We start from the raw sequence: 21,542 nt of genomic DNA, 5'->3' as shown, positions 1-21,542 counted from the left end.
CCATGACATTAGCCAAACGGCCCACCATCGTGCTCGGCCTCGCCGCCGTCGTACTGGCGCTCCTCACCCTTGTGGGGCTGCCGACACCACTGCAAACGGTCGCCGCGGTAGCGGTCCTCATCCTGCTGCCGGGGCGGGCACTGGCCCGACTCACCCCGGTTACCGACCTTGCCCTCGGAATGCTGCTCCTCCTGGCGCTTGGCCTGGCCACGCTCACCGCGGTGTCCACAGCGATGTTCTACCTCGCAGTGTGGTCCTGGCAGGCATGCGTCATCTCGATGGGCGTTATCACCATCCTTGCGTGCATTGCACGCGCACGGCAGGAGGCTGCGTCATGATTGATCTGGCAGCACTGGTGGTGGCTGCTGTCCTGCTCGCCACCCTTGTCACGCTCGAGGTCCGGCACGCCGGACCGGACCCGCGGCAAACCGTCCGCCCGAGGCTCCTCGGCCGGGCAGTGAGCCACACGGCCGTCGCCGTCATGTGGTTGATATGCCTGTTCCTCTTCCTGCCACGCCTGCTGGAACTACTGACGTGAACCGCTCGGCGCGGTGGTGGCTCCTCAGCGACCTCCACCTCGGCGTGGGGGACGAGGACCCCAGGCGCCCCGGCAAAGTGTTGCCCGATTTCCTGCGCCGCGAGGTGCTCCAAGCGTCAGGTCCGCAGCAGCACGTCGTTTTCGTCGGTGACACCTTCGAATTGGCAGGGCTCGCCGAAGACGAGAGCCTGGCCCGCCTCGAATCCATCCTGGCCCGGCACCCGGAGACGCAGAGCGCGCTGGAAGGGTGTGCGGCGCGCGGGGTTCAACTGCACTTCGTGTGCGGGAACCACGACGTGGAGCTGGCGCGGCCCTCGGTGGCCGCCCGCCTGGCATCGCTGCTGTCACCCGTCGAGCCCGCCCAGGTCCGGGTGCACCCGTGGTTCCTGCACGTACCCGGCGTTCTCTTGGCCGAGCACGGGCACCAGCACCACGCGCTGCACCGTATCCCCGAACTGCTGCGCACCGCGGTCAGCGGTACCGACGAACTGGATCTGCCACCGCTCGCCGCCTGGCACGCCCAGCCGTCGAACTCGCGCCTCAGCCGTGCCGGGGCCGTTGCCCGGGCCTTCCTGGCATCAGAACGGGCGGAACGCCGCGTCCGGGAGCTCGCCTACGGCGAGCTGTTGCAGGCCGAAGCGCTTCGGCTGGAGCTCGGCGGGGCCGCCGTTCGGGATCTCGCACGCCTGTCCCGCTTCCGGACGGTGTCGGTGCTCCCGCGGACCGCCAGCCGTATGGTTCTCGCTGCAGCCGGCCGCAGCATCGCCAGCGAGGAAGCTCCTGCGGCTGCGGGCCAGGTGGCACGCACCCTTGAGGCGCATGGATCAGCGGTGGCCTGGTACGTCTCGGGCCACACCCACCGGGCCCTTGAGGCTGCGCTCGAGGGCGGCGCCACCCGGTACGTCAACACCGGTACATGGTGTTCGGATGTCCGTGGCCGCGGACCTGACAAATCGGACCGCCGGACGTTTCCGTATGCTGTGGTCGACGTCGGCCTCGACGGCGCCACCGGCGGCGGGCTGCAGTACTGGCGCCCGGATGCCGGCTAAGCCCGGCTCACCTCCGCCCTATGCATGCTGGCTCCGGCCCATGCGTCCTAGCTCTTCTCCCAGATGGCAACCCAATCAACGTACAGATGGCCGCTGGTTTCAGGGGCCGGGCATACCGGCAGGCACGATTCAGTCTGCAGGATGTAATGCATGGGCTTGTCAGGAGTCGATGTCGTGCTGATGCCGATAGACCTGCCATCAAGAAAAAATTCAACGCGTCCGGGGTTCCACTCGATGGTGGCAGTGTGCCAGGAGCTAAATGTTGCCGTGGTGTGGAACATGTCAATGAGCTCGCCCTCAGCGCTGCCAGTGCCGTGCATGGCAGCGAAGATCGTTGCCGCCAAATCTCCTTCGGGAAAGTCGATCTCGCCATCCTCCGGCCACTGCTTGCTGTCGGGCCAGAGCAACCAGGCTGTTTTGTATCCCGGCAGCGGATCGGCCTTAAACCGCACGGAGTAGCGTCCGTAGACTTGGCTGTTGTAGGGACGCCCGCTGGTCTCGCTGAACTTGGGCGACGGCGCTGCGCCCATTGAGGTGCCGTTTTCGGAGTGCAGATACATGTCCAGGACGCCGTCTTTGACGCTGAGAACCCTGGACGGGAAATATCCGGACCTCGCCTCATTCAGCTGGGCCGCTGTATCCGGGGTGCCGTCAGCATAATTTTCGCTCCACTTCGCGCCGTACATCCCGCCGGGGAATTCGCCAACAGGCACATTTCCGCTGACAAAATCCTCAGTGAACACCTGCTTCCAACCGGGCAGGTTGCCGATGGGCATGGCTTCTCCGCTGGGCGGGTTGATGTTGGCTTGGACCGGTGATGAATCGGAAACGAAACTCAGCGAGCCATATGCCAGAACCGACAACACGATCGTCAGCACGACGGGGCGTGCCTGCATGCGACGCCGGGATTTCTCCGCACTGTCAGCCCGTGCAGGGCCCGCTTCGATGGTTCTGAATCCGATCATTGCATTCAGTTGCCTCTGCGGGCCGGCGGAAAGATACAGGCACTGTACCGCAGTCACTACTTGCGGGATATGCGCCCCGGTAAGGGCGCGCTGTTCTCTCCGCGCCTACTCCAGGAGTTCCTAACTTGCCGGTGCCTCTCCAGGATCACCTGACTGCTTCTGCCACGGCCAGCGCCCGGTGATTTCAAGCTCAAGGGAAAAACTGAGGAAGGTCCGGATCAGCACAATGATTGCCAGGACTCCCACGGTTTCGAAGGTGGGCGTGACCGCGACAGTGCGGATGATGTCGGCGGCAACCAACAGCTCAAGCCCCAGCAGAATGGATCTGCCTAAGAGTTGGCGGTATAAGCGGTAGAAGCTCAGTTTCCCGGTGCCGGCAGGGAGCCTTCGCGGCTGATGACCTCGAAGCGCCAGAGGGATGGACACCAGGGCGCCGATCACCATCACAGCTACGCCGGCGAAATCGACAACCTGCCCGGCAGCCTCAATAACTTCCCGAAAATCCATTCCCGCCTCACTCCTGCCCAACGCTTGTCCGGACTCCTGCGCCAGCACCGGCACGGAACTCCTGCCCAGCCAGCCTAAACGCCGGGCCTCGGTCTGCGCCGGAACCGGCCGCAGCGGAAGCTATGGGTGGCGCATGCCGTTCCCGGCCAGGATGTCCCGGTAGCCCTCCCTGAAGGACGGAAAAGTGAAGCCAAAGCCCGTGCCCCGGAGGAGCTTGTTGCTGCAGCGCTTGTTTCCAGCGCGGGCAGGTCCGGCATCACCCACCGGGGGTTCGGCCATGCCCAGTTCGCCCGCAAGGAACCGGAGCACGGTGCCCAGGCCGGCCGGGTCATCGTCCACCCCGACATAGACGGGAGCCGGTTCAGCAGTCATGGTGGCGAGGTGGACGATCGCACCGGCAGCGTCATCCCGGTGGATGCGGTTCGTGTACCGGATGTCCACCGGGACAACGGCGGAACCGCTGCGCACCTGGTCGATCAACCTGGTCCGGCCCGGCCCGTAAATGCCGCCCAGCCGCAGGGATACAGCAGCGGTGGATGTTCCCGCGAGCCGCTCCCGGAGGAGCTCCTCCACCTCCATGAGGATCCTGCCGGAAAAGCCAGCCGGTGCCGGCGGAGTTTCCTCGTCCACCCAGCCGCCGCCGGCATCGCCATAAACCGCCGTGGACGAGACAAAGAGCACCCTGTCCGGCGTCACGCCGTCGCGCTTTAATGCGTCAAGGATATTGCCGACTCCCCGAACGTACGCGGCCTGGTAGGCCGCTTCCGTTGGTGAATCTGCGGCTATGGAAATGACGACGGCGGCAGTGTCCGCCGGGACCGGCGGAAGGTTGGGCGCGCTCAAATCAGCCGCAACGCCTTCGATGGCGGCCGGCAGTTTCGAGGGGGAGCGGCGCCATCCCACCACACGATGGCCCAGGGCAGCGAACCGCAGGCCCGCTTCGGTGCCCAGGTCGCCGCAGCCGGCAAGGAGGATTGTCATGCGCTACGGTGCCTCAACCGGGAAGAACACGCGGGGATCCTGCAGGAGCGCCGGGTAGGTAAAGGCCGAGCGGTCGATGATCTCGGTCACCGTGAAGTTCCTGCCGAACCGTCCGTCCTCCAGTGTGATGGGCCGGCCCACCACCTGTCCCACGGCAAACTTGTGGCCGTGTTCGAACGGGACGGCCACGGGCGTCTTCCCGGGGAGGGTAGCGAAGGCTTCCTCCTGCGCCAGGCGCTTGCGGGTGGGCTTCTTCTGCTGCGGCTTGGGCGGCGCCTTCCGCGGCTGCTTTGAAGGGCGGCGGGATCCGTCGTCGATGTAGACAGGGGAGTAGCCGTCATCCGGCTCGTCTTCGGCAGCCGCGGCAGCGGGGAAACCATGCACCGGGGGAAGCGCCACCGTGTCCAGGGCCTGGGGATCGACGTCGTGATGCGGTGAACGGAGGATCCACAAAATGTCGCCCTCGGGTTCCTGCGGCAGGAACTCGTGCTTCGGCTCCGGCCAGATGTAGTCCATGTCCGGTACCGCGTCCTCAAAGACGGAGGTGTAGAACTTGGGTTCCTTGCGCACCAGCTTGGAGCGGTGGCTGAGGTGGAAGTCGGGGTCTCCCAGCCACGGCGGCATCGGAATCTTGGCCGCATAGTCCGGGTGGGCCGCCTGCGGCGCAAACTCGGTGATGTTTTCACGCGTCTTATCCGGGTGCCCGCGCTTGGTCCATTCGTCCACCATCGCCAGCCCGTACATGGTCAGGGCGGGCACGTAGCCCATCCACATCCGGATCGCCGGGTGGGTCTGCCAGCCGTATCCGGGAATCACCAGGGCGCGCAGTGTCTGGAGCGCTTCGACGCGCTGCTTGCCGAGCCGGGCGGTGTCCAGGGCAGCGGCGCTCTGCCGGAAATCGGGGTACGGGAGGAAGGTTTGCATCCCTTCAGTCTGACGGCAGCTTGCGGATGTGCCAATTGCAGTGCCGGGCGCCACACGGGGAACGTCGAAGTGTTCACATAGTGGACCTATGCATACAGCCCGGAGGTAAAACCACTAAGATCTCCGCAACACCCCACCATTTTGGAAGCCCACTCATGACATCAACACCTGAAAAAACCGCCGGAATCCCGCACTCCTTCGCGCCCCGCTTTGGGCAGATGCTGAGCCCGGAAGCAAACGGCATCCTGGTCCTTGACGAATTTACCCTTGACCCCGAGACGGCGCGGAAGGACCAGCACCGTTTCCGCGACGGCATTGCCGCCGTCGCCCGCACCGTACGCCGTATCGCGGCCCTTCGCGTGATCATCGCGATCGTGGCCATCGGCAATCTTCCACTGTTCCTGCTCTCCAGCGGATGGTGGATCTACGGCGTTTCGCTCGCCCTCGTGGTCGGCGTGCACACTGCCGTTACGCTGTTGAACCGGCACGAGCCGCGGCTCAAGCAGCAGTCGGCGCTGGAGCTGCACATGCACCGGGAGAAGAGCGCCAATTACCGCAAGGTCCGCGACGCCGTGAAGTACATGATCGACACCCCCAGCCGCATGAACGAGCACCTCTACCTGGAGCTCCTGGCGGTCAAGCGCGTCGCCCTCAACCTGGCCCACGGCACCGTTGCCCTGCTGGACACGAGTGACGAGTCCGCCTGGAAGGTGCGGATCGTCCGCGAAATTCCTGCCAGCAGCTAAGGACTTCTGCCAACAGCTGCATTAAAGTACGACGCCGGCGCGCCCCTTCTGGGGGCACGCCGGCGTCGTTTTTTGGTCAACGGAATTTGTCTATCGCCGACCTGTATGGGAGGCCGTGCCGGGCCTCAGTCCACGATCGCGCCGTCAATGACGCGGCGGTGGTTTACGCGGGAGTGAGTGGTTCACGCGGGAAGCTGGATGACCTGGCCCTCGAAGACGAGGTTCGGATCAGAAATGGTGTCCAGGTTGGCGTCGGCAAGTTGCTGCCAGCCGCCGTTGATGCCCAGCTTCCCGGCCACGATGCTCAAGGTGTCGCCGGCCTGGAGCGTGTACGTCTCGCCGCTGAGGGCAACTGCTTTCACGTGCTTGGCAGCCGGAGCCGTGGCTGGGGCCACCTGGACGGGGGCGGCCTGGGCAGGGGCGGCCTGGACGGGTGCCGCCTGAACGGGAACGCTCTGCACCGGCGCACTCTGCTGTACCGCGCCGGTAGCTCCGCCGCTCAGGCCAAGCTGCGCTGCGCAGGAGGGCCAGGCTCCCCAGCCCTGTGCTGCCTGGACCTGCTCGGCCACGGCAATCTGCTGCTCGCGGCTGGCGTCTGCGGCCGAACCACTGCCGCCGTAAGCTGCCCAAGTGCTGGGGGTGAACTGGAGGCCGCCGCTGAAGCCGTTGCCGGTGTTGATGGCCCAGTTGCCGCCGCTCTCGCACTGTGCCAGTGCGTCCCACGTAGAGGTGCTGGTAGCCGCGTTTGCCGCGGTTGCCGAAAGGGCGAGTCCTGCGGCCGAAATAGCGACCACGGTGGCTCCACGGCGCGCGGCAGTACGGAATCTGGTGTTGTTCATGATGGTTATGCTCCTGAAGGCCACCTGCGCTGGTTCCGTCCCCGGAGATCATCGCGCCACTGCCCGCCCCTGACGAATAGAGGTCAATTTCGGCGGCTGCCTGCTGGGCAGTTCTGGTGGAGGCAGCACCGGGCATTCATGTCGCCCGCTGGCCGGGCATGTGTTTCACGCTAGGACATAGCAGCGGCGTTATCAAATCGAGATTTTTCTGGGCGTTGCCTGGCAGTTTCCTGACCGAGGGCAGCAGCCAGGTAAGGGGCTGTACGGCTCTCAGGGGATTGCGCCACATCGGCCGGAGTTCCAGTGGCCATGATCTGCCCACCTTTGTCGCCACCTGACGGGCCGAGATCGATGACCCAGTCAGCACCGGCCACCACCGCCATCTCGTGCTCGACAACCACCACCGAGTTCCCGGCATCCACCAAGCCGTGGAGCTGGGCCATCAGCAATTCCACGTCCGCCGGGTGCAGCCCGGTGGTGGGTTCATCCAACAGGTACAGGGTGTGCCCCCGTTGCGCCCGCTGAAGTTCGGTGGCCAGCTTGATGCGCTGCGCTTCTCCGCCGGAGAGCTCCGTAGCCGGCTGCCCGAGGCGAAGATAGCCGAGCCCCACATCCTGAAGGCTTTTGAGGCTTCGTGCCGCGGCAGGGACCTGGGCAAGGAACTCCGCAGCGGCATCTACCGTCAGGGCCAGCACTTCGGCCACACTCTTGCCCCGGTACTCCACCTCGAGTGTCTCCTGGTTGAAGCGGGACCCGGCGCATTCCGGGCAAGGGCCGTAGCTGCCTGGCAGGAAAAGCAGTTCCACCGCTACAAAGCCCTCGCCCTGGCAGGTCTCACAGCGGCCGCCGGCAACGTTGAAGGAGAACCTTCCGGCACCGAAGCCCCGGTCCTTCGCTTGTTCGGTGGCGGCAAACTCCTTGCGGACCGCGTCAAAGAGTCCCGTGTAGGTGGCCAGGTTCGAGCGCGGCGTCCGTCCGATGGGCTTTTGGTCCACTGTCACCAGGCGATCGATGAGGTGGCTCCCGGTAACGGTTCCCGAGGCCAACGGGTCGCCGGCTTCCCCTGCCTCAACGGGGGACTTGAGTCCTGAACCCACTACCTCACCGAGCACCCGGCTCACCAGGGTGGACTTCCCCGAACCGGACACGCCGGTGACGGCAGTCAAGACGCCCAGGGGAAAGCGCGCATGGAGTCCGCGCAGGTTGTGCCGGCGGACGTCCTTCAGTTCGAGCCATCCGCCGGGCTCCCGAGCCTGCCTTGCTTCCGAACTGTCGGGGACCTGCGGCAAGGCTTCGCTGAACAGGAAGGGCCTGGTGACGGACGCGCCGATGTCAGCGAGCCCGGCAACGGGTCCACTGTAGAGCACCTCGCCGCCGCCCTCACCGGCGCGGGGGCCCACGTCCACAAGCCAATCGGCCCGGCGCACCACATCCATGTTGTGCTCCACCACGAACACCGAGTTGCCTGACGACTTCAGTTGCTCCAGCACGTCCAGGAGAGGCTCGGCGTCGGCCGGGTGGAGCCCTGCGGAAGGTTCGTCCAGCACGTAGATCACGCCGAAGAGGCCGGAACGCAGCTGCGTGGCGATCCGGAGCCGCTGCATCTCGCCGGGCGACAACGTGGGAGTGGCCCGGCCCAGAGCCAGGTATCCTAGCCCGAGATCCAGCAGGACAGTGATGCGCTGGAGCAGGTCCCGCGTGATGGCCACCGCAACCTCGTTCGACTCTCCGGTGAGCTGCCTGCGTGAGGCCGTACCGGCGTCGTGCAACTCCGAGGTGGGACGGACAATCTCAGCAAGGTCAGTCATGGGAAGGCGGTTGAGTTCCGCGATGGTCCTGCCCGCGAACGTGACGGCCAGGGCCTGCGGAGTCAGCCCGGTGCCCGAACAGCGCGGGCAGGGCCCCGATTCCATGTAGGCAAGGACCCGTTCACGCATCGAGGCACTCTGCGAGTCTGCCAGTGTGTGGAGCACGTAGCTCCTGGCGCTCCAGAACCGCCCCTTGTAAGGCTTGGCAACCCGGTCGCGCTGCGGGGTCACCTCAACCACGGGCTGTTCCTCGGTGAAGAGGATCCACTCCCGGTGCTTCCTGGGCAGTTTGCGCCACGGGATGTCGACGTCGTACCCCAGTTGGGTGAGGATGTCCCGCAGGTTCTTTCCCTGCCATGCGCCGGGCCAGGCAGCGACCGCACCGTCGCGGATGCTCAAGGACGGGTCGGGGACGAGCGAGGACTCCGTGACGGTATGCGCGGTTCCCAGTCCGTGGCATTCGGGGCAGGCTCCGGCGGCCGTATTGGGGGAGAAGGCATCCGAGTCCAGCTGGGTGCTGCCTGCCGGGTAGGTACCCGCACGGGAAAAGAGCATGCGCAGGGAATTGGAGAGCGTGGTGACCGTTCCCACCGTGGATCGGCTGCTGGGCGCGCCACGCCGCTGTTGAAGCGCGACGGCGGGCGGCAGGCCGCTGATGAGCTCCACCTTGGGGTTGTGCCCCTGTTGGATCAGGCGGCGCGCGTAAGGGGCAACCGATTCAAAGTAGCGCCGCTGGGCCTCGGCGTAAATCGTACCGAACGCCAAGGATGACTTCCCGGAGCCGGAAACCCCCGTGAATGCCACAATGGCGTCCCTCGGAACATCCACGTCCACGTTGCGGAGGTTGTTTTCCCGGGCTCCGCGTACCCGGACAAAGCCATCGGCTGCGTGGGCAGGAACCGGATACTGCAGGTGATCAGCGTGCTTGGCGTTCTGCATTGGTTCGACTCTAGTGGCGTTTACCGGACAGGGCATTATCCTGACCGGATGGATAACTTTGCCGGCGGTACTGCCGTGCCTGAAACCGAGCCCGATGCAGCCGAGCTGGAGGTCTCCGCCAAGCCCCTCCCGGTGGCTGAACTGCACCTCCACATCGAGGGAACCCTCCAGCCGGAACTGATTTTTGCGCTGGCCGAACGGAACGGCATCAGCTTGCCGTATTCGGGGTTGGATGAGCTGCGGGCACGCTATGAGTTCACCCACCTGCAGTCCTTCCTGGACCTGTATTACGCCAACATGGCCGTGCTGCAGACGGAGCAGGATTTTGCCGACATGACCCGTGCATACCTGGAGCGCGCTGCTGCTGCCGGTGTGCGGCACGCCGAGATCATGATGGACCCGCAGGCCCACACTTCACGGGGCATTCCGTTGGAGACCTGCGTCAACGGCGTCGCCTCCGTCCTGGCCACGTCCCAGGAAGAGTTCGGGATCTCCACCCTGCTGATCGCAGCCTTCCTGCGTGACCTCTCCGAAGAGTCTGCGCTTGAAGTATTCGACGCCCTGCTGGTGATGAACGCCCCTATCGGCGCGGTGGGCCTGGACTCAGCCGAGGTGGGCAACCCGCCGTCGAAATTCGAGCGGCTCTACGCCAAAGCGCGCGAAGCGGGCCTGCGGCTCACCGCGCACGCAGGCGAGGAGGGGCCGCCGTCCTACATTCTGGAAGCCCTGGACATCCTGGGCGTGGAGCGGATCGACCACGGCATCCGCTGCATGGAAGATCCTGAGTTGGTGGAGCGGCTCGTTGACGCGCGCACCCCGCTGACCGTCTGCCCGCTGTCGAATGTCCGGCTGCGTGCGGTGGACACCCTGGCCGACCACCCGCTGCCCGCCATGCTCGCCGCGGGACTGAACGTCTCCGTCAATTCGGATGATCCCGCCTACTTCGGCGGCTATGTGGACGACAACTTCAGCCAGCTGGACGCAGTATTCGAACTCTCCGATTTCGACAAAGCCCGGCTGGCCGCGAACTCCATCCATTCGTCCTTCGCATCCGAAGAGCGGAAGGCAGAGTTGCTGGCCGAACTGAACGGCCTCGAAGCGCCGCAATGACGTCCGCTGTGTCCAAGGCAACAACCGCGCCAACTTGCGGCTAAACTTGGTGCCGCAGGCGTGTCCGGAGGGGTGCAGAACGGGTACCTGTGGAGTCGCTCCAGGGTTATGCAGCCGGCCCTACACCCGATACTCCAGACTCACTTGCGGGAATCTCCGCTTCATAGTCGGTCACGACACGCAGAGTTAACCATTTTAAGTCGCGCGATGTAACCGGCAGTTGGCAAGATGCCTAAGACCGATCGCTTTTATAAAAGGGGAATCATGGCCAAGTCCACCGCAGAAAACACCTTCCTTCGACTCAAGACCGTTTTGGATGTCCTGACCGAAGGCGTGTGGTCCGGTGATGCACTGAACGCGGGGCAGGTCCTCGCGGAGGCTACGGCACGCGTGCCGTTCAACGAGCACGAGGCCGAACTGCTCAGCGGCGGGATTCCCCGCGGGCACAAGACGCTGACCTCGGCCACGGCCAAGCTGGTCAAGGCCGGCTGGCTGGTTAAGGGCCGCTCCGGCTGGACCATCACCGAAGACGGCATGCGCGCCACGGTGGCCTACCCGGACGCCGTGTCCTTCGCCACGGCGCTCGACGCCGGCACCCCGGTTCCTGCCGACACCCCGGTTCCTGCGGCTCCCGCAGGGTTCGTCCGCAAGACCTCTGCTGTTGCTGAAATCCCGGCGCCGGCAGTGGCCAAGGCTGAGCCCAAGAAGACCGCCAGGAAGACCCCTGCCAAGAAGGCTGCCGCGGCTGTGGGCAAGGCTGCCAAGGTGATCGAGGACGCCGTTGAGCCGGTGGTGAAGGCAGTGCGTAAGGGCAAGGCTCCGGCCAAGGCCGATGAGGCTGCTGCCGCGGAGCCGTTTGAGGGCCCGGATGTCGAGACGCACCCGCAGCCGGAGGCCGTGGCTGTCGCGGGCGACTTCAACACCCTCCTTGGTGCACCCGAGAACTGGGCCCCGGAGTACGACGAAGCGCAGATGGAGTTCGACTTCCTGGACCAGCTCTGGAAGAAGAGCGCCGAACTGCCGGCCGGTTTCTACACCTTCAAGATCGCGCTGAACCGGTCCTGGGATGAAAACTATGGCGCCTTCGGCACGTTCGATGGCCCCAACCACGAGCTGCACCACGACGGCGGCACCGTCACCATCCGCTACAACCACAGCACCCGCGACATCACCATCAACTAACCGCCTTACCCTCCCAACTGACTGACAGTTAACGTTGCGAAAACCCGTTTTCGGAGCGTTAACTGCGACTCAGTTGGGAGGGTTGGTTGTGGGACAGTGCCCCGCGAGAATTTGTGGGCCAGTAAGCCGGCGAAAGAGGGGAAGGCACCCATGGCGAGGCACGCAGGTTCACCGCCCGAAGAGCCTGATCCGGCTGCGCCTGGTGCCGGGGCCGTGCGGCTGACTGCCCGCGTTTTTGGCGTGGTGCAGGGTGTTGGATTCCGCTACTGGACAATGGGCAAGGCAGAGGAGCTGGGCCTCACCGGCGAGGTGAGGAATCTTGACGACGGTTCAGTCGGCTTGGTTGCCGAGGGGCCGCAGTGGAAGATCCACGAGCTCCGGGAGTGGCTGAATTCCGACAGGACACCAGGCCGGGTGGAACGGGTGGAGGACTCCATCTCCGAAGCTGAGGGGACCTTCCGCGGCTTCAATGCCCGCTGATTTCGTCCCAGGCCCCTCACGCCTGGGACACTTCACTCCCGGGGACTGAGCCCTATGAAGGCGCCGAGTTCCTCGAGTGCTGCGGGCCGGCGCGGCATGTAATTTGTGAGCTCGGGGGAGCGGATGATGACTGCCCGCCACTGCCCGCGGGAGACCGCCACATTGATGCGGTTCCTGTTCAGCAGGAACTCGGCGCCGCGGGGTGCCTCGCTGATCGCAGAGCACGCCATCGAGACCAGCACCACCGGTGCCTCCTGGCCCTGGAATTTATCCACCGTTCCTACCCGCACGTCCGGCAGGCCATCCTCCTCCAAGGCTTTCCGGATGAGGTGGACCTGGGCGTTGTAGGCGGCCACCACCAGCAGGTCTTCCTGGCCCAGCGGACGGGACTCGCTGTCCGCACCCGGCGTCCACTTCAACCCAAGGTGGCGGCGCGCCTGGCGAACCACCTCTGCCGCTTCCTCCTTCGATGCTGTGGCGTTGCCGCTGTGATCGACGAAGACAGTTTCCACGCCCGGAGGAAGCTGTTCCAGCTGGCGCTGGGACGCCGCCGGAGCGGACTGGAGCTTTCCCTCGTAGCTGAGCCGGGATACGGCGCGGCACAATTCGGGGTGCATCCGCCAGCTGTCCGCGAGGAAGTATCCCAGGTTGGCCGGCAGGGTGGCGTGCCCGGCGGCGAGCCACCCCAGGGCTGATTCGTCCACGGGCTCGGGATGTGCGCCCTGCGTGACCTGCGGCAGTTGCTGGGGATCGCCGAGCAGAAGGAGCCGTTTCGCGGCCTGGGACACAGCAAGGGTGTTGGCCAGGGAGAACTGCCCGGCCTCGTCAATAACCAGCAGGTCCAGTGATCCTGCCGGCACCTCCTTGCCCGTCATGGTCCAGGCGGTGCCGCCCACCAGGCAGCCGCCCGGCGAGGACAGGAGCCGTGCAACGTCGCCTTCGGCGGTGGCCGGCCAGGGAACGTCGTGCGGTGTCGCGAGCTTCTTCGCCACGACACGCGGATCCACCCCGCCGGTAGCAATGGCACAGCAGAGCAGGTTCTCGACCACATTGTGCGACTGGCCCACCACGCCGATCTTCCAGCCCTCACGCACCAGCCTGCCGATGACGTGGGCACCGACGTAGGTCTTTCCCGTACCCGGGGGACCTTGGACGGCGAGGTAGGAGCGGTCGAGGTCGCGGACAGACGCGGTGATCGCCGCGGCGTAATCGGCAGAACCGTCAGGGCCGTGGGGGACGTCCACGGGCTGCTGCAGGGTCCGGAAGCGCGGGGATTGCTTGCGCAGGATGTCGAGTCCCGGCTGGGCCGGCAGCGAAGGCACTGACGCTCCGACGCTGGCGGCAATCTCGGCGATGGCAGCTTCGATGCTGTCCGTAGGTATCGGCTTGTCTTCTGTGAGCGCCACCGGCAGGTGCGGGTAAGCGGCAACCTTGCCGGTCTCCCGCTCGGCGATGGTGATGAAAGTGTGCTCCGGATTGTCCGGGGCAGGCGCGACCTCACTGATCCTGGTCGCGAAGGTATACGCCCGGGAACCGGGAGCGGCGTCAGGAGCGACCATCCCCTCCGGAGGAGGGGCATCGTAGAGCCGGCACCATTTTGAGTCAGCTTTGAAGTCCGAGCCCTCGGACATGGTGCCGCGCAGCCGAAGGACCCTTGTCCGCATGCGTTCCCGCGGCTTGGCCAGCGCCCATTCCGAGGTAACTTCGGCCGAAGACACCACAAAAACATTCCGCTGATCGGACCAGTTCTCGATAGGTGCTTCCACCCGGTCGAAGTGCTGCCACCAGAACTGCTTGCGTTCGCGGCGGTGGTAGCCGGTAGCCGCGGCGACCATGGCGATGGCACGTTCGTCGTCCGTCCAGGGGCGGTTGTCCGGCAGGCCGGCCAAGTATTCCCGCAACCGGCGCTCCTCGAGGGTTTCAGGGGTTCCGGCAGCCTCGTCCGGCACTTCCCTGCGTTCATCCCATTCAGTCCCAGCGGATGAACCGGCCCGCGCTTTCGAAGCTGCCGTTGACGCAGGTTCCGTCCCGGCTGGCCCGGCGATTTCCAGTAGCCAGTCACGCAACCGGAGTGTGGAAAGGCAGTCGTACCGGTTGTAGTCGGAGATGGACGCCAGGATTGTTGCCGCCTCCGCCTCGTTCCCCGCATCACGGGCCGCGCAGTATGCGGCGTATGCAACTACGGAGGCGCCGGCGTCCTTGACGTCCCCGGAACGCAGGTTGTCTCCCATGTACAGCGGTTCGAGCTTCTTGATGGAGTACGACGCTTCGGAAATGCGCAGGGATTGCCGCACCGTGGCGTAGAGGTCCACGAGCAGGCCTTCGCGGAGCCAGGCGTCCACGGTGTCTTCACCGGCCTGGTGCGCCAGTGAAAGGTTTCGCAGGGCTGTTTTTTCGTAGGCGGCGTAATGGTAGACGTGCATGTCCGGATACCGGGCGCGGCGTTCCTCTACATAGCCCAGGAAATCCAGGAAGGCCCGGCGTTCTTCGGATCGGGAGTGGGCCCAGAACGGACGGAAAACAGGATCACCGGAACTCCCGGCAACAGGTGCCTCGATCACCCCGAAGAGGTACTCGATGCCCCACGCTCCCGTGGCCGGGTCCTGCCAGAGCGGATCGCCTTCGAAGTCGAAGAAGATGTCGCCCGGGCTGGGTGCCGGGAGCGCCCCGATGCTGTTCTCCGGCAGGACCGTGAATGACACTGTGTGCGGGTGGCCGTCTTTAGTGAACGTCCTGGACCCGGCGGCTGCATCCAGGCCCAGCTGCATCCGCGCCTGCGCCCGGAGCCGGACCACTGAGTTCCTCGCGTCGTCAGCAGGCATGGCCGCGAGCTGGTCGATGGTGGTGATGCCGGCGGCGTGAAGCTTCCGGCGCTGCACCACAGACATCCCGGCCACCATCAGCAGGTCCCGATGCTCTTGCACCTGCTCGGAGCAATAGTCGCAGCGGCCGCAGTGTACGATCCCGGCCTGCTGCCACTGCACAGTGGTATCAGCGGCGCGGTGCTGCGCTGTCAGCTGGCGGAAGCGCCGGCGTCGTTCCCGGAAAACAGGCAGCAGGTCCGGGAGGGAGTGGCTGCTGCGAAGCCAGTCATCTCCCGCACGGGTTCCGAGCACCAGGGTCACGGTGGAGGAGGGTTCCAGGCCCATCCCAAGGAGCTGGTCCCCATACGCTGCCAGTTGCAGCAGGGCACCCACTTTAGCGTGCCGGGCCAGCTTGGTGTCCCAAACCTCGTAACGGCCGGGGCTGCCCGTGCCGGCCGCCTCGTTGACCAGGAAGTCCGCGTAACCCAGGAACTCGCCGTCAAAGAACGTTGCCTGGAAAACGACGTCGGCCCCCGAGCGCAGGGCAAGCTCAGTTTCCGCGTGCTTGGCCTGGAGCTCCCCGCGCAGGTTCTCGCCGCGCTCAAGGGAATACACGCCCGCTCCCCGGCTGGCATTCCATGCGCCGTACTTGGCGATCAGGCTGGCAAGGACGGTCTGCTCGTGCTTGTCGCCCAGCTTGCCGGCTCGGACCTGCATCTCGTCGGCGTCAAATTCGGCCTTGGGGGAGCGGCCCAGTTTCTCGTCCAGGATCCGGAGCGCGCGGTACTCGCACTCGCTGGCCGCCACCAGGTCACTGGCGGAAAACACCAGGTCCGGCGGCGCACCGGCGGCTGCAGCTTCAATCAAAAACACGGGGCCTCCCCATCGACAGCCAGGCCCGAGGAGGGTTCCCGTGGCCTTGAGTCCAACCTAGCAAGGGGTACTGACAATCCGGTGCGGGACTGATATTCCGGCACTGGCAGACGGGGACCAACATGCCAGCGGACAGCTGTCAGCTCCCGTTGGCCGCCGCCCGGACCTGTGCCTTGTCGTGCTCCGCGTGCGCGCGGCGCAGCAGGTTCATGAACTCGGTCTCGTTGCGGACGAGCTTTTTGTACTTCTCCGGCAGCTTGCGGATCTGGTCCTCTTCGCGGCACATGGCAGCGAAGATCTTGTCCCGTTCGGCCATGTCCGTCTCGTAGTTCAGGTCCAAATACTCGTTGGCATGCCGCTTGGCACCGGAGACGGCGTTCTTGGCTTTGCCCTTGGAGCTGAAAACGGAGGCCAGGATGGTCACCAGCAGCACACCAAGGATGACGCCCAGGGAGACTTCCGTGCTGACCTCCACTACATTTACATGCTGGCCGTCATTGATGAACGGCAGGGTGTTCTCGTGCAGGGCGTGCAGGATCAGCTTCACACCGATGAAGCCCAGGATGACGGCCAGGCCGTATGAGAGGAAGATCAGCCGGTCCAGCAGTCCGTCGATCAGGAAGAACAACTGGCGCAGGCCCATCAGGGAGAAGGCCGTAGCGGTGAAGACGATGTAGACGTTCTGCGTGAGGCCGAAGATCGCCGGGATGGAGTCCAGCGCGAAAAGAAGGTCCGTGCCGCCGAGGGCCACCATCACCAGGAGCATCGGGGTGAGGACGCGCTTGCCGTTTTCAATGGTGAAGAGCTTGTCACCGTCGTAGTGTTGCGATGCCGGGAGGAACTTCTTGGCGAGCCGCACCACCAGCCCGTCCGCGTCCTCGTCGTCGTGGTTTTCGGGCCGCAGCAGGTTTCCGGCGGTGATCAGGAGGATCAGGCCGAAGATATAGAACACCCAGGCGAACCGGTTGATCAAGGTGGCGCCGACGAAAATAAAGGCCGTGCGGGCGATCAGGGAGAAGACGATGCCGAACAGGAGTACCTTCTGCTGGTGCGCCCGCGGCACCTTGAAACTGGCCATGATGATGAGGAACACAAAGAGGTTGTCAACCGAGAGCGCTTCTTCCGTGACGTAGCCGGCGAAGTACTCGGTGCCCATCGTTGGCCCGCCGAACAGCAGCACGCCCAGCCCGAAAAGCAGTGCAATGCTGACGTAAATCGCGGACCAGGTGGCCGATTCCTTCAGCGAGGGTGTGTGGGCCTTCCGCACATGGAAAAAGAAATCGAAAGCCAGCAGGCCAACGATCCCTGCGATGGTCAGCGTCCAGACATAAGAAGGTACTTCCACGCGGCGGGCCTTTCGTCGTCAGTGTCCTCCCAGCCTACCGAAAGCATGCTTACCTAAGCAGGGCGCAGGAGTTCATGCTCCACGACGGCGGTACGGGACAACGTCTTGTACCCCTCCTGCTCGAACAGGACAGTAATAACGTCGTCCTCGTGCCGCATCACCAGCCCCGGACCCCACTCCTTATGGATGACGGCCGACTGCAAAGGGAACTGCTCGTCCGCACTTGGGGAGGCCTGCCGGGATGAGCCCTTCCCAGTGGAACCCTTTCCCACGGGGCCCGACCCGCCGTCGTGCAAGTCCTTTGCACCGGCGGCATCCGCTTGGGCGGCGGCTCCAGCACAGGCATCGCAGTTGCCGCACGGCTCCGGCAGATCCTCGCCGAAGTAGCCCAGCAGGAACTGTCGCCGGCAACTGTCCGTTTCCGCATAGCCACGAATCATGGTGAGCCGCGACTGGTCCACGCGCTGCCGGGCCTCGGCCAGTTCGACGGCGCGCTGCACCAGCGCGGGCAGTTTGGCTTTGGAAGTGAGCCGGATGCCGCGCTTGCCCGTGGTGACTGCCCCCGCCTCCTCCAGTTGGTTGACCAGGCCGGTGACGCGGCGCACGGGGAACCCGGTCAGTTCAGCCACCGACGTCTTGGGAGCGGGCGCTTTCGCGGCCTTAAGGACCTTCAGCACAGCCAGCAGCCGGTCCGGATCGGGGGAGTTGGTACCGAAGAATTTCCGCAGGCCTAGGTCCTCGGCGCGGTAGTGCAATATGGCCGAAGCAGGCTCGCCGTCGCGCCCCGCCCGGCCGATCTCCTGGTAGTACGCGTCCAGCGACTCCGGAATGTCTGCATGCACCACAAACCGCACATTCGGTTTGTCGATGCCCATGCCAAAAGCGGTGGTGGCAACCACCACGTCCAGTTGGTCGTCGAGGAACAGCTCGTGGATCCGCTCCCGGTCGGCAGCCGAACGGCCGGCGTGATACGCCTCCGCCCGTAGTCCTTCCTTGGCCAGACTGGCCGCGTACTTCTCGGTGTCCTTGCGGGTAGCGGCGTACAACAGGCCCTGCCCCTGGTCCCTGGCCAGCGCCGCGACCTGTTCCAGGACTGCCTTGCGTTTGCCCTTGTCCTCCTGGTGCCGGACCACATCGAGGCCGATGTTGGGCCGGTCGAAGCCATGGACCAGGACCAGCGGGTCCTCCATACGCAGCCGTTCAGCGATCTCGTCGCGCACCGGCGGGGATGCAGTGGCGGTCAGTGCTGCCACCGGCGGGTTGCCCAGGCGCTCACGGACGCTGCCAAGGTTGAGGTAGTCGGGGCGGAAATCGTGCCCCCAGGAGGATACGCAGTGGGCCTCGTCCACCACGAACATGGAGATCTCCAGGTCCGCGATCCGGTCCAGGGTCTCCTGCTTGGCGAGCTGTTCGGGGGCGAGGAACAGGAAGCTGGCCCTGCCGTTCTCAACCGCCTGCCACGCGGCTTCCAGTTCCGCGTCGCTACGGGAGGAATTGATCGCGACGGCGGCATCCGCACCAAGATCCGCGGCCAGCCCGTCCAGCTGGTCTTCCTGCAGGGCAATGAGGGGTGAAACCACGACGGCGGGACGTCCCGTCGTGTTTTTCAGGTGCAGGGCCGCGACCTGGTAGACAGCAGATTTGCCGTAGCCGGTGGGCATCACCGCGAGGACATCGCGGCCGCCTGCGAGGGCAGCCATTCCGGCCAGCTGGCCGTCGCGGAGGCGGGGCAGGGAGAAGGAAGAGGCCGCCAGGGCGGCGAGGGCACGATCGTCGGGCATAGGGAGCGGCTCCGCAACGGTGGATCCTGCGGCCGCTTGCTTCAGCCGAGGTAACCAGCCTAGCGCGGCCCGGACACAACGTGGTCACCGTCCGCAGGCTATGTGGACAAGTCGAGCGCTCCTGTTATCCACATCCGGCGCCCGCGTCCTTGACTTCCCGGCCACCTGTGAACAACTGTGGAAGGGAACCAGTCCCGCGGCAGGTGCACGGTATTTTCGGGACCGGGCCAAGCAAGGAGGATGCAGCGTGGCGCGCAAAAATCCGAAGGTTGAAGAGGCAGACGAGTCCGAACTTGAGGTGACCGGACACCCCAAAACCTGGGCCGCCGGAGTCCCCGGTGTCTATCACTCCATGAAGCCTGCGCTGGAGCACATGGGCCTGGAGCGGTCCAGGAAAACCCTGCTGGCGCTGAACCAGAAGGACGGTTTTGACTGTATGAGCTGTGCGTGGCCGGACCCGGGCCACCGCAAGACGTTCGAATTCTGTGAGAACGGCGCCAAGGCTGTCACCTGGGAAGCCACCCCGGTAGTGGTCTCATCGGAGTTCTGGGCCGAGCATCCCGTCAGCGAACTGCGGGAAAGGTCAGAGTACTGGCTGGGGATGCAGGGGCGCCTGACCGAACCCGTGTACAAACCGGCCGGCGAGGACCATTACCGGCCGGTGGGCTGGGACGAGGCGTTCGGCATCATCGCGGACAAGCTCAATTCCTTGCCAAGCCCTGACCGGGCAGCCTTCTACACCAGCGGCCGCACGTCCAACGAGGCAGCGTTCCTGTACCAGCTGTTCATTCGCGGATACGGCACCAACAACCTGCCGGACTGCTCCAACATGTGCCACGAATCCTCCGGCTGGGCCATGGGCCAGACCATCGGCGTGGGCAAGGCCACGGTCTCCTACAACGACTTCGAAAAAGCTGACCTGATCATCATCCTGGGGCAGAACCCTGGGACCAACCATCCTCGGATGCTCACCGCACTGGAGGAAGCCAAGGACGCCGGCGCGCAGATCGTTGCAGTCAACCCGCTGCCGGAGGCGGGCCTGATGCGCTACAAGAATCCGCAGCGGGTGAAGGGCATCATCGGCCACGGAACGGACCTGGCTGACCAGTTCCTGCAGATCCGGCTCGGCGGGGACATGGCGCTGCTGCAGGCGGTCTCCAAGCGGGTCCTGGCCGCCGAAGCCGCGGCACCGGGCACCGTGCTGGACCATCAGTTCCTGGAGGAGCACTGCCAGGGGCTTGAAGAACTGAAGGCACACCTCGCCACCCTGGACGAAGCCACCGTCCTTGAGGCCACAGGGCTGCGTTCGGAGGAAATCGACGAACTGGCGGACCGCTACCTGCAGGCAGACAAAGTAATCATCACCTGGGCCATGGGCATCACGCAGCACAAAAAAGCCGTGGCCACCATCAAGGAGATCATCAACCTGCTGCTGCTCCGGGGCAACATCGGCAAACCCGGCGCCGGCGCCTCGCCCATCCGTGGACACAGCAACGTCCAGGGGGACCGCACCATGGGCATCTGGGAGCAGATGCCGCCTGCGTTCCTGGATGCGCTCGGCAAGGAGTTCAGCTTCGAACCGCCCCGGGAGCACGGAGCGGACGCCGTGGAGACCATCCGACAGATGCGCGACGGCGGCATCAAGGTTTTTGTGGGGCTGGGCGGCAACTTCGTGGGCGCCATGTCGGACACCCACGCTGCTGAAGCGGCGATGGAGAGCACCGAACTGTCGGTCCAGATTTCCACCAAGCTCAACCACTCCCACGCCGTGACCGGCGCCGAGGCCCTGATCCTGCCCACGCTGGGGCGCACCGAGATCGACCGCCAGGAATCCGGCCCGCAGTTTGTTTCGGTGGAGGACACTGTTTGCGCCGTCCACGCCTCCCACGGAACCGTGGAGCCGGTGGCGCCGGGACTGCTCTCCGAAGTGGCGATCGTCAGCCGGCTGGCGCGCCGGGTTCTGGGCGACCGGATCGCCGCTGACTGGGCAGGCTTCGAAAAGAACTACGACCTCATCCGGGAGCACATCTCCCGCGTGGTGGTGGGCTGCGAGGACTACAACCGGAAGATCAGGCAGGAGGGCGGCTTCATCCTGCCCAACGGGCCCAGGGACTCGCGCACCTTCAACACCCCCACGGGCAAGGCCATTCTTACCGTGAATGAACTCGAACACGTGGAACGGCCGGCCGGCACCCTGATCCTGCAAAGCATGCGCTCGCACGACCAGTTCAACACCACCATCTACGGCCACAACGACCGCTACAGGGGCATCAAGAAGGGCCGCGAGGTGGTGTTCGTGAACCCAGCAGACCTCACCGATCTGGGGCTGGAGGACGGCCAGCACGTAGATATCTGGGGCGTGTATCCGGACAACGCGGAGCGGGTCCTGAGGGGCTACCGCGTGGTGTCCTACCCTACGGCCCGCGGGTGCGCCGCCGCCTACTACCCGGAGGCCAACGTCCTGGTGCCGCTGGAAAGCGTGGCCGAGGGCAGTCAGACGCCCGCATCCAAGGCCGTGATCGTGAAGCTCGAGCCGGTCCTGGTACTCGAAGAGGAGCCAACAGCCGCGGGGTAGCGGTCGTTGAGCTTGTCGAAGCTGTATTCACCAGCCCGATTTCGACAAGCTCAATTACCCGGCCCGATTTCGACAAGCTCAATCACCGGCACCTAA

At 65.1% G+C, this 21,542-nt stretch carries 17 protein-coding genes; 8 read left to right on the top strand and 9 right to left on the bottom strand.

The window, feature by feature from the left end:
- Positions 1–2 precede the first annotated feature (2 nt).
- The 3 genes from QF038_RS16110 to QF038_RS16100 are packed head-to-tail and all read left to right on the top strand — an operon-like array spanning position 3 to position 1,587.
- Entirely contained in the window at positions 3–338 is a 336-nt protein-coding gene (locus QF038_RS16110; RefSeq protein WP_307611241.1) for a hypothetical protein, read from the top strand.
- Positions 335–538 (top strand): hypothetical protein, encoded by a 204-nt coding sequence (locus QF038_RS16105; protein WP_307611239.1) that lies wholly within the window; start codon positions 335–337, stop codon positions 536–538. The genes QF038_RS16110 and QF038_RS16105 overlap by 4 nt, the downstream gene beginning before the upstream one ends.
- Positions 535–1,587 (top strand): hypothetical protein, encoded by a 1,053-nt coding sequence (locus QF038_RS16100; RefSeq protein WP_307611237.1) that lies wholly within the window; start codon positions 535–537, stop codon positions 1,585–1,587. The genes QF038_RS16105 and QF038_RS16100 overlap by 4 nt, the downstream gene beginning before the upstream one ends.
- Positions 1,588–1,634: 47 nt before the next feature.
- Here QF038_RS16100 and QF038_RS16095 read toward each other — a convergent pair whose 3' ends face one another.
- From QF038_RS16095 to QF038_RS16080, 4 genes are all read right to left on the bottom strand, one after another.
- Positions 1,635–2,552: a glycoside hydrolase family 16 protein gene (locus QF038_RS16095; RefSeq protein ID WP_307611235.1), complete on the bottom strand. Its 918-nt coding sequence runs from the start codon at positions 2,550–2,552 to the stop codon at positions 1,635–1,637.
- Positions 2,553–2,672: 120 nt separating this feature from the next.
- Positions 2,673–3,059 (bottom strand): DUF1622 domain-containing protein, encoded by a 387-nt coding sequence (locus QF038_RS16090; RefSeq protein ID WP_307611234.1) that lies wholly within the window; start codon positions 3,057–3,059, stop codon positions 2,673–2,675.
- 120 nt (positions 3,060–3,179) lie between these two features.
- Positions 3,180–4,040, bottom strand: coding sequence for an SDR family oxidoreductase (locus QF038_RS16085; RefSeq protein ID WP_307611232.1), 861 nt, complete (start codon positions 4,038–4,040; stop codon positions 3,180–3,182).
- 3 nt (positions 4,041–4,043) lie between these two features.
- Complete coding sequence (locus tag QF038_RS16080) at positions 4,044–4,964, bottom strand: MSMEG_6728 family protein (RefSeq protein WP_307611230.1); 921 nt, start codon at positions 4,962–4,964, stop codon at positions 4,044–4,046.
- A 155-nt stretch (positions 4,965–5,119) separates the two neighbouring features.
- Between QF038_RS16080 and QF038_RS16075 the strand changes: the two genes are divergently transcribed.
- Positions 5,120–5,710: a hypothetical protein gene (locus QF038_RS16075; protein ID WP_307611228.1), complete on the top strand. Its 591-nt coding sequence runs from the start codon at positions 5,120–5,122 to the stop codon at positions 5,708–5,710.
- A 182-nt stretch (positions 5,711–5,892) separates the two neighbouring features.
- Here QF038_RS16075 and QF038_RS16070 read toward each other — a convergent pair whose 3' ends face one another.
- Together QF038_RS16070 and uvrA are read right to left on the bottom strand one after the other, a co-directional pair.
- Complete coding sequence (locus tag QF038_RS16070; protein WP_307611227.1) at positions 5,893–6,549, bottom strand: transglycosylase family protein; 657 nt, start codon at positions 6,547–6,549, stop codon at positions 5,893–5,895.
- Between the two features lie 170 nt (positions 6,550–6,719).
- Entirely contained in the window at positions 6,720–9,296 is a 2,577-nt protein-coding gene (gene uvrA, locus QF038_RS16065) for an excinuclease ABC subunit UvrA (protein WP_307611225.1), read from the bottom strand.
- 48 nt (positions 9,297–9,344) lie between these two features.
- Between uvrA and QF038_RS16060 the strand changes: the two genes are divergently transcribed.
- The 3 genes from QF038_RS16060 (at position 9,345) to QF038_RS16050 (ending at position 12,068) form a co-directional block, all read left to right on the top strand.
- Complete coding sequence (locus QF038_RS16060) at positions 9,345–10,406, top strand: adenosine deaminase (protein WP_307611223.1); 1,062 nt, start codon at positions 9,345–9,347, stop codon at positions 10,404–10,406.
- Between the two features lie 264 nt (positions 10,407–10,670).
- Positions 10,671–11,588 (top strand): glycosidase, encoded by a 918-nt coding sequence (locus tag QF038_RS16055; protein WP_307611221.1) that lies wholly within the window; start codon positions 10,671–10,673, stop codon positions 11,586–11,588.
- Between the two features lie 150 nt (positions 11,589–11,738).
- The gene (locus tag QF038_RS16050; protein WP_307611219.1) at positions 11,739–12,068 is read left to right on the top strand and encodes an acylphosphatase; all 330 of its coding nucleotides are present in this window, start codon (positions 11,739–11,741) and stop codon (positions 12,066–12,068) included.
- Between the two features lie 32 nt (positions 12,069–12,100).
- Here the strand turns inward: QF038_RS16050 and QF038_RS16045 are convergent, their stop codons facing one another.
- The 3 genes from QF038_RS16045 to QF038_RS16035 all read right to left on the bottom strand — a co-directional run bounded on the left by QF038_RS16045 (position 12,101) and on the right by QF038_RS16035 (position 18,871).
- On the bottom strand, positions 12,101–15,745 hold the full coding sequence (locus QF038_RS16045; protein ID WP_307611218.1) for a TM0106 family RecB-like putative nuclease: 3,645 nt from the start codon (positions 15,743–15,745) through the stop codon (positions 12,101–12,103).
- Positions 15,746–15,884: 139 nt separating this feature from the next.
- Positions 15,885–17,090 carry a TerC family protein gene (locus tag QF038_RS16040; RefSeq protein WP_307611217.1) on the bottom strand — a complete coding sequence of 402 codons (1,206 nt, stop codon included), beginning with the start codon at positions 17,088–17,090 and terminating at the stop codon, positions 15,885–15,887.
- A gap of 53 nt (positions 17,091–17,143) precedes the next feature.
- On the bottom strand, positions 17,144–18,871 hold the full coding sequence (locus tag QF038_RS16035; RefSeq protein WP_307611215.1) for an ATP-dependent DNA helicase RecQ: 1,728 nt from the start codon (positions 18,869–18,871) through the stop codon (positions 17,144–17,146).
- 247 nt (positions 18,872–19,118) lie between these two features.
- On the opposite strand from QF038_RS16035, the gene QF038_RS16030 reads away from it, so the two are divergent.
- Entirely contained in the window at positions 19,119–21,446 is a 2,328-nt protein-coding gene (locus tag QF038_RS16030; protein WP_307611213.1) for an FdhF/YdeP family oxidoreductase, read from the top strand.
- The last annotated feature ends 96 nt before the right edge of the window (positions 21,447–21,542 follow it).

This window comes from Pseudarthrobacter sp. W1I19 (assembly GCF_030817835.1).
GTDB lineage: Bacteria > Actinomycetota > Actinomycetes > Actinomycetales > Micrococcaceae > Arthrobacter.
This window is presented reverse-complemented; position numbering and strand designations above follow the sequence as displayed.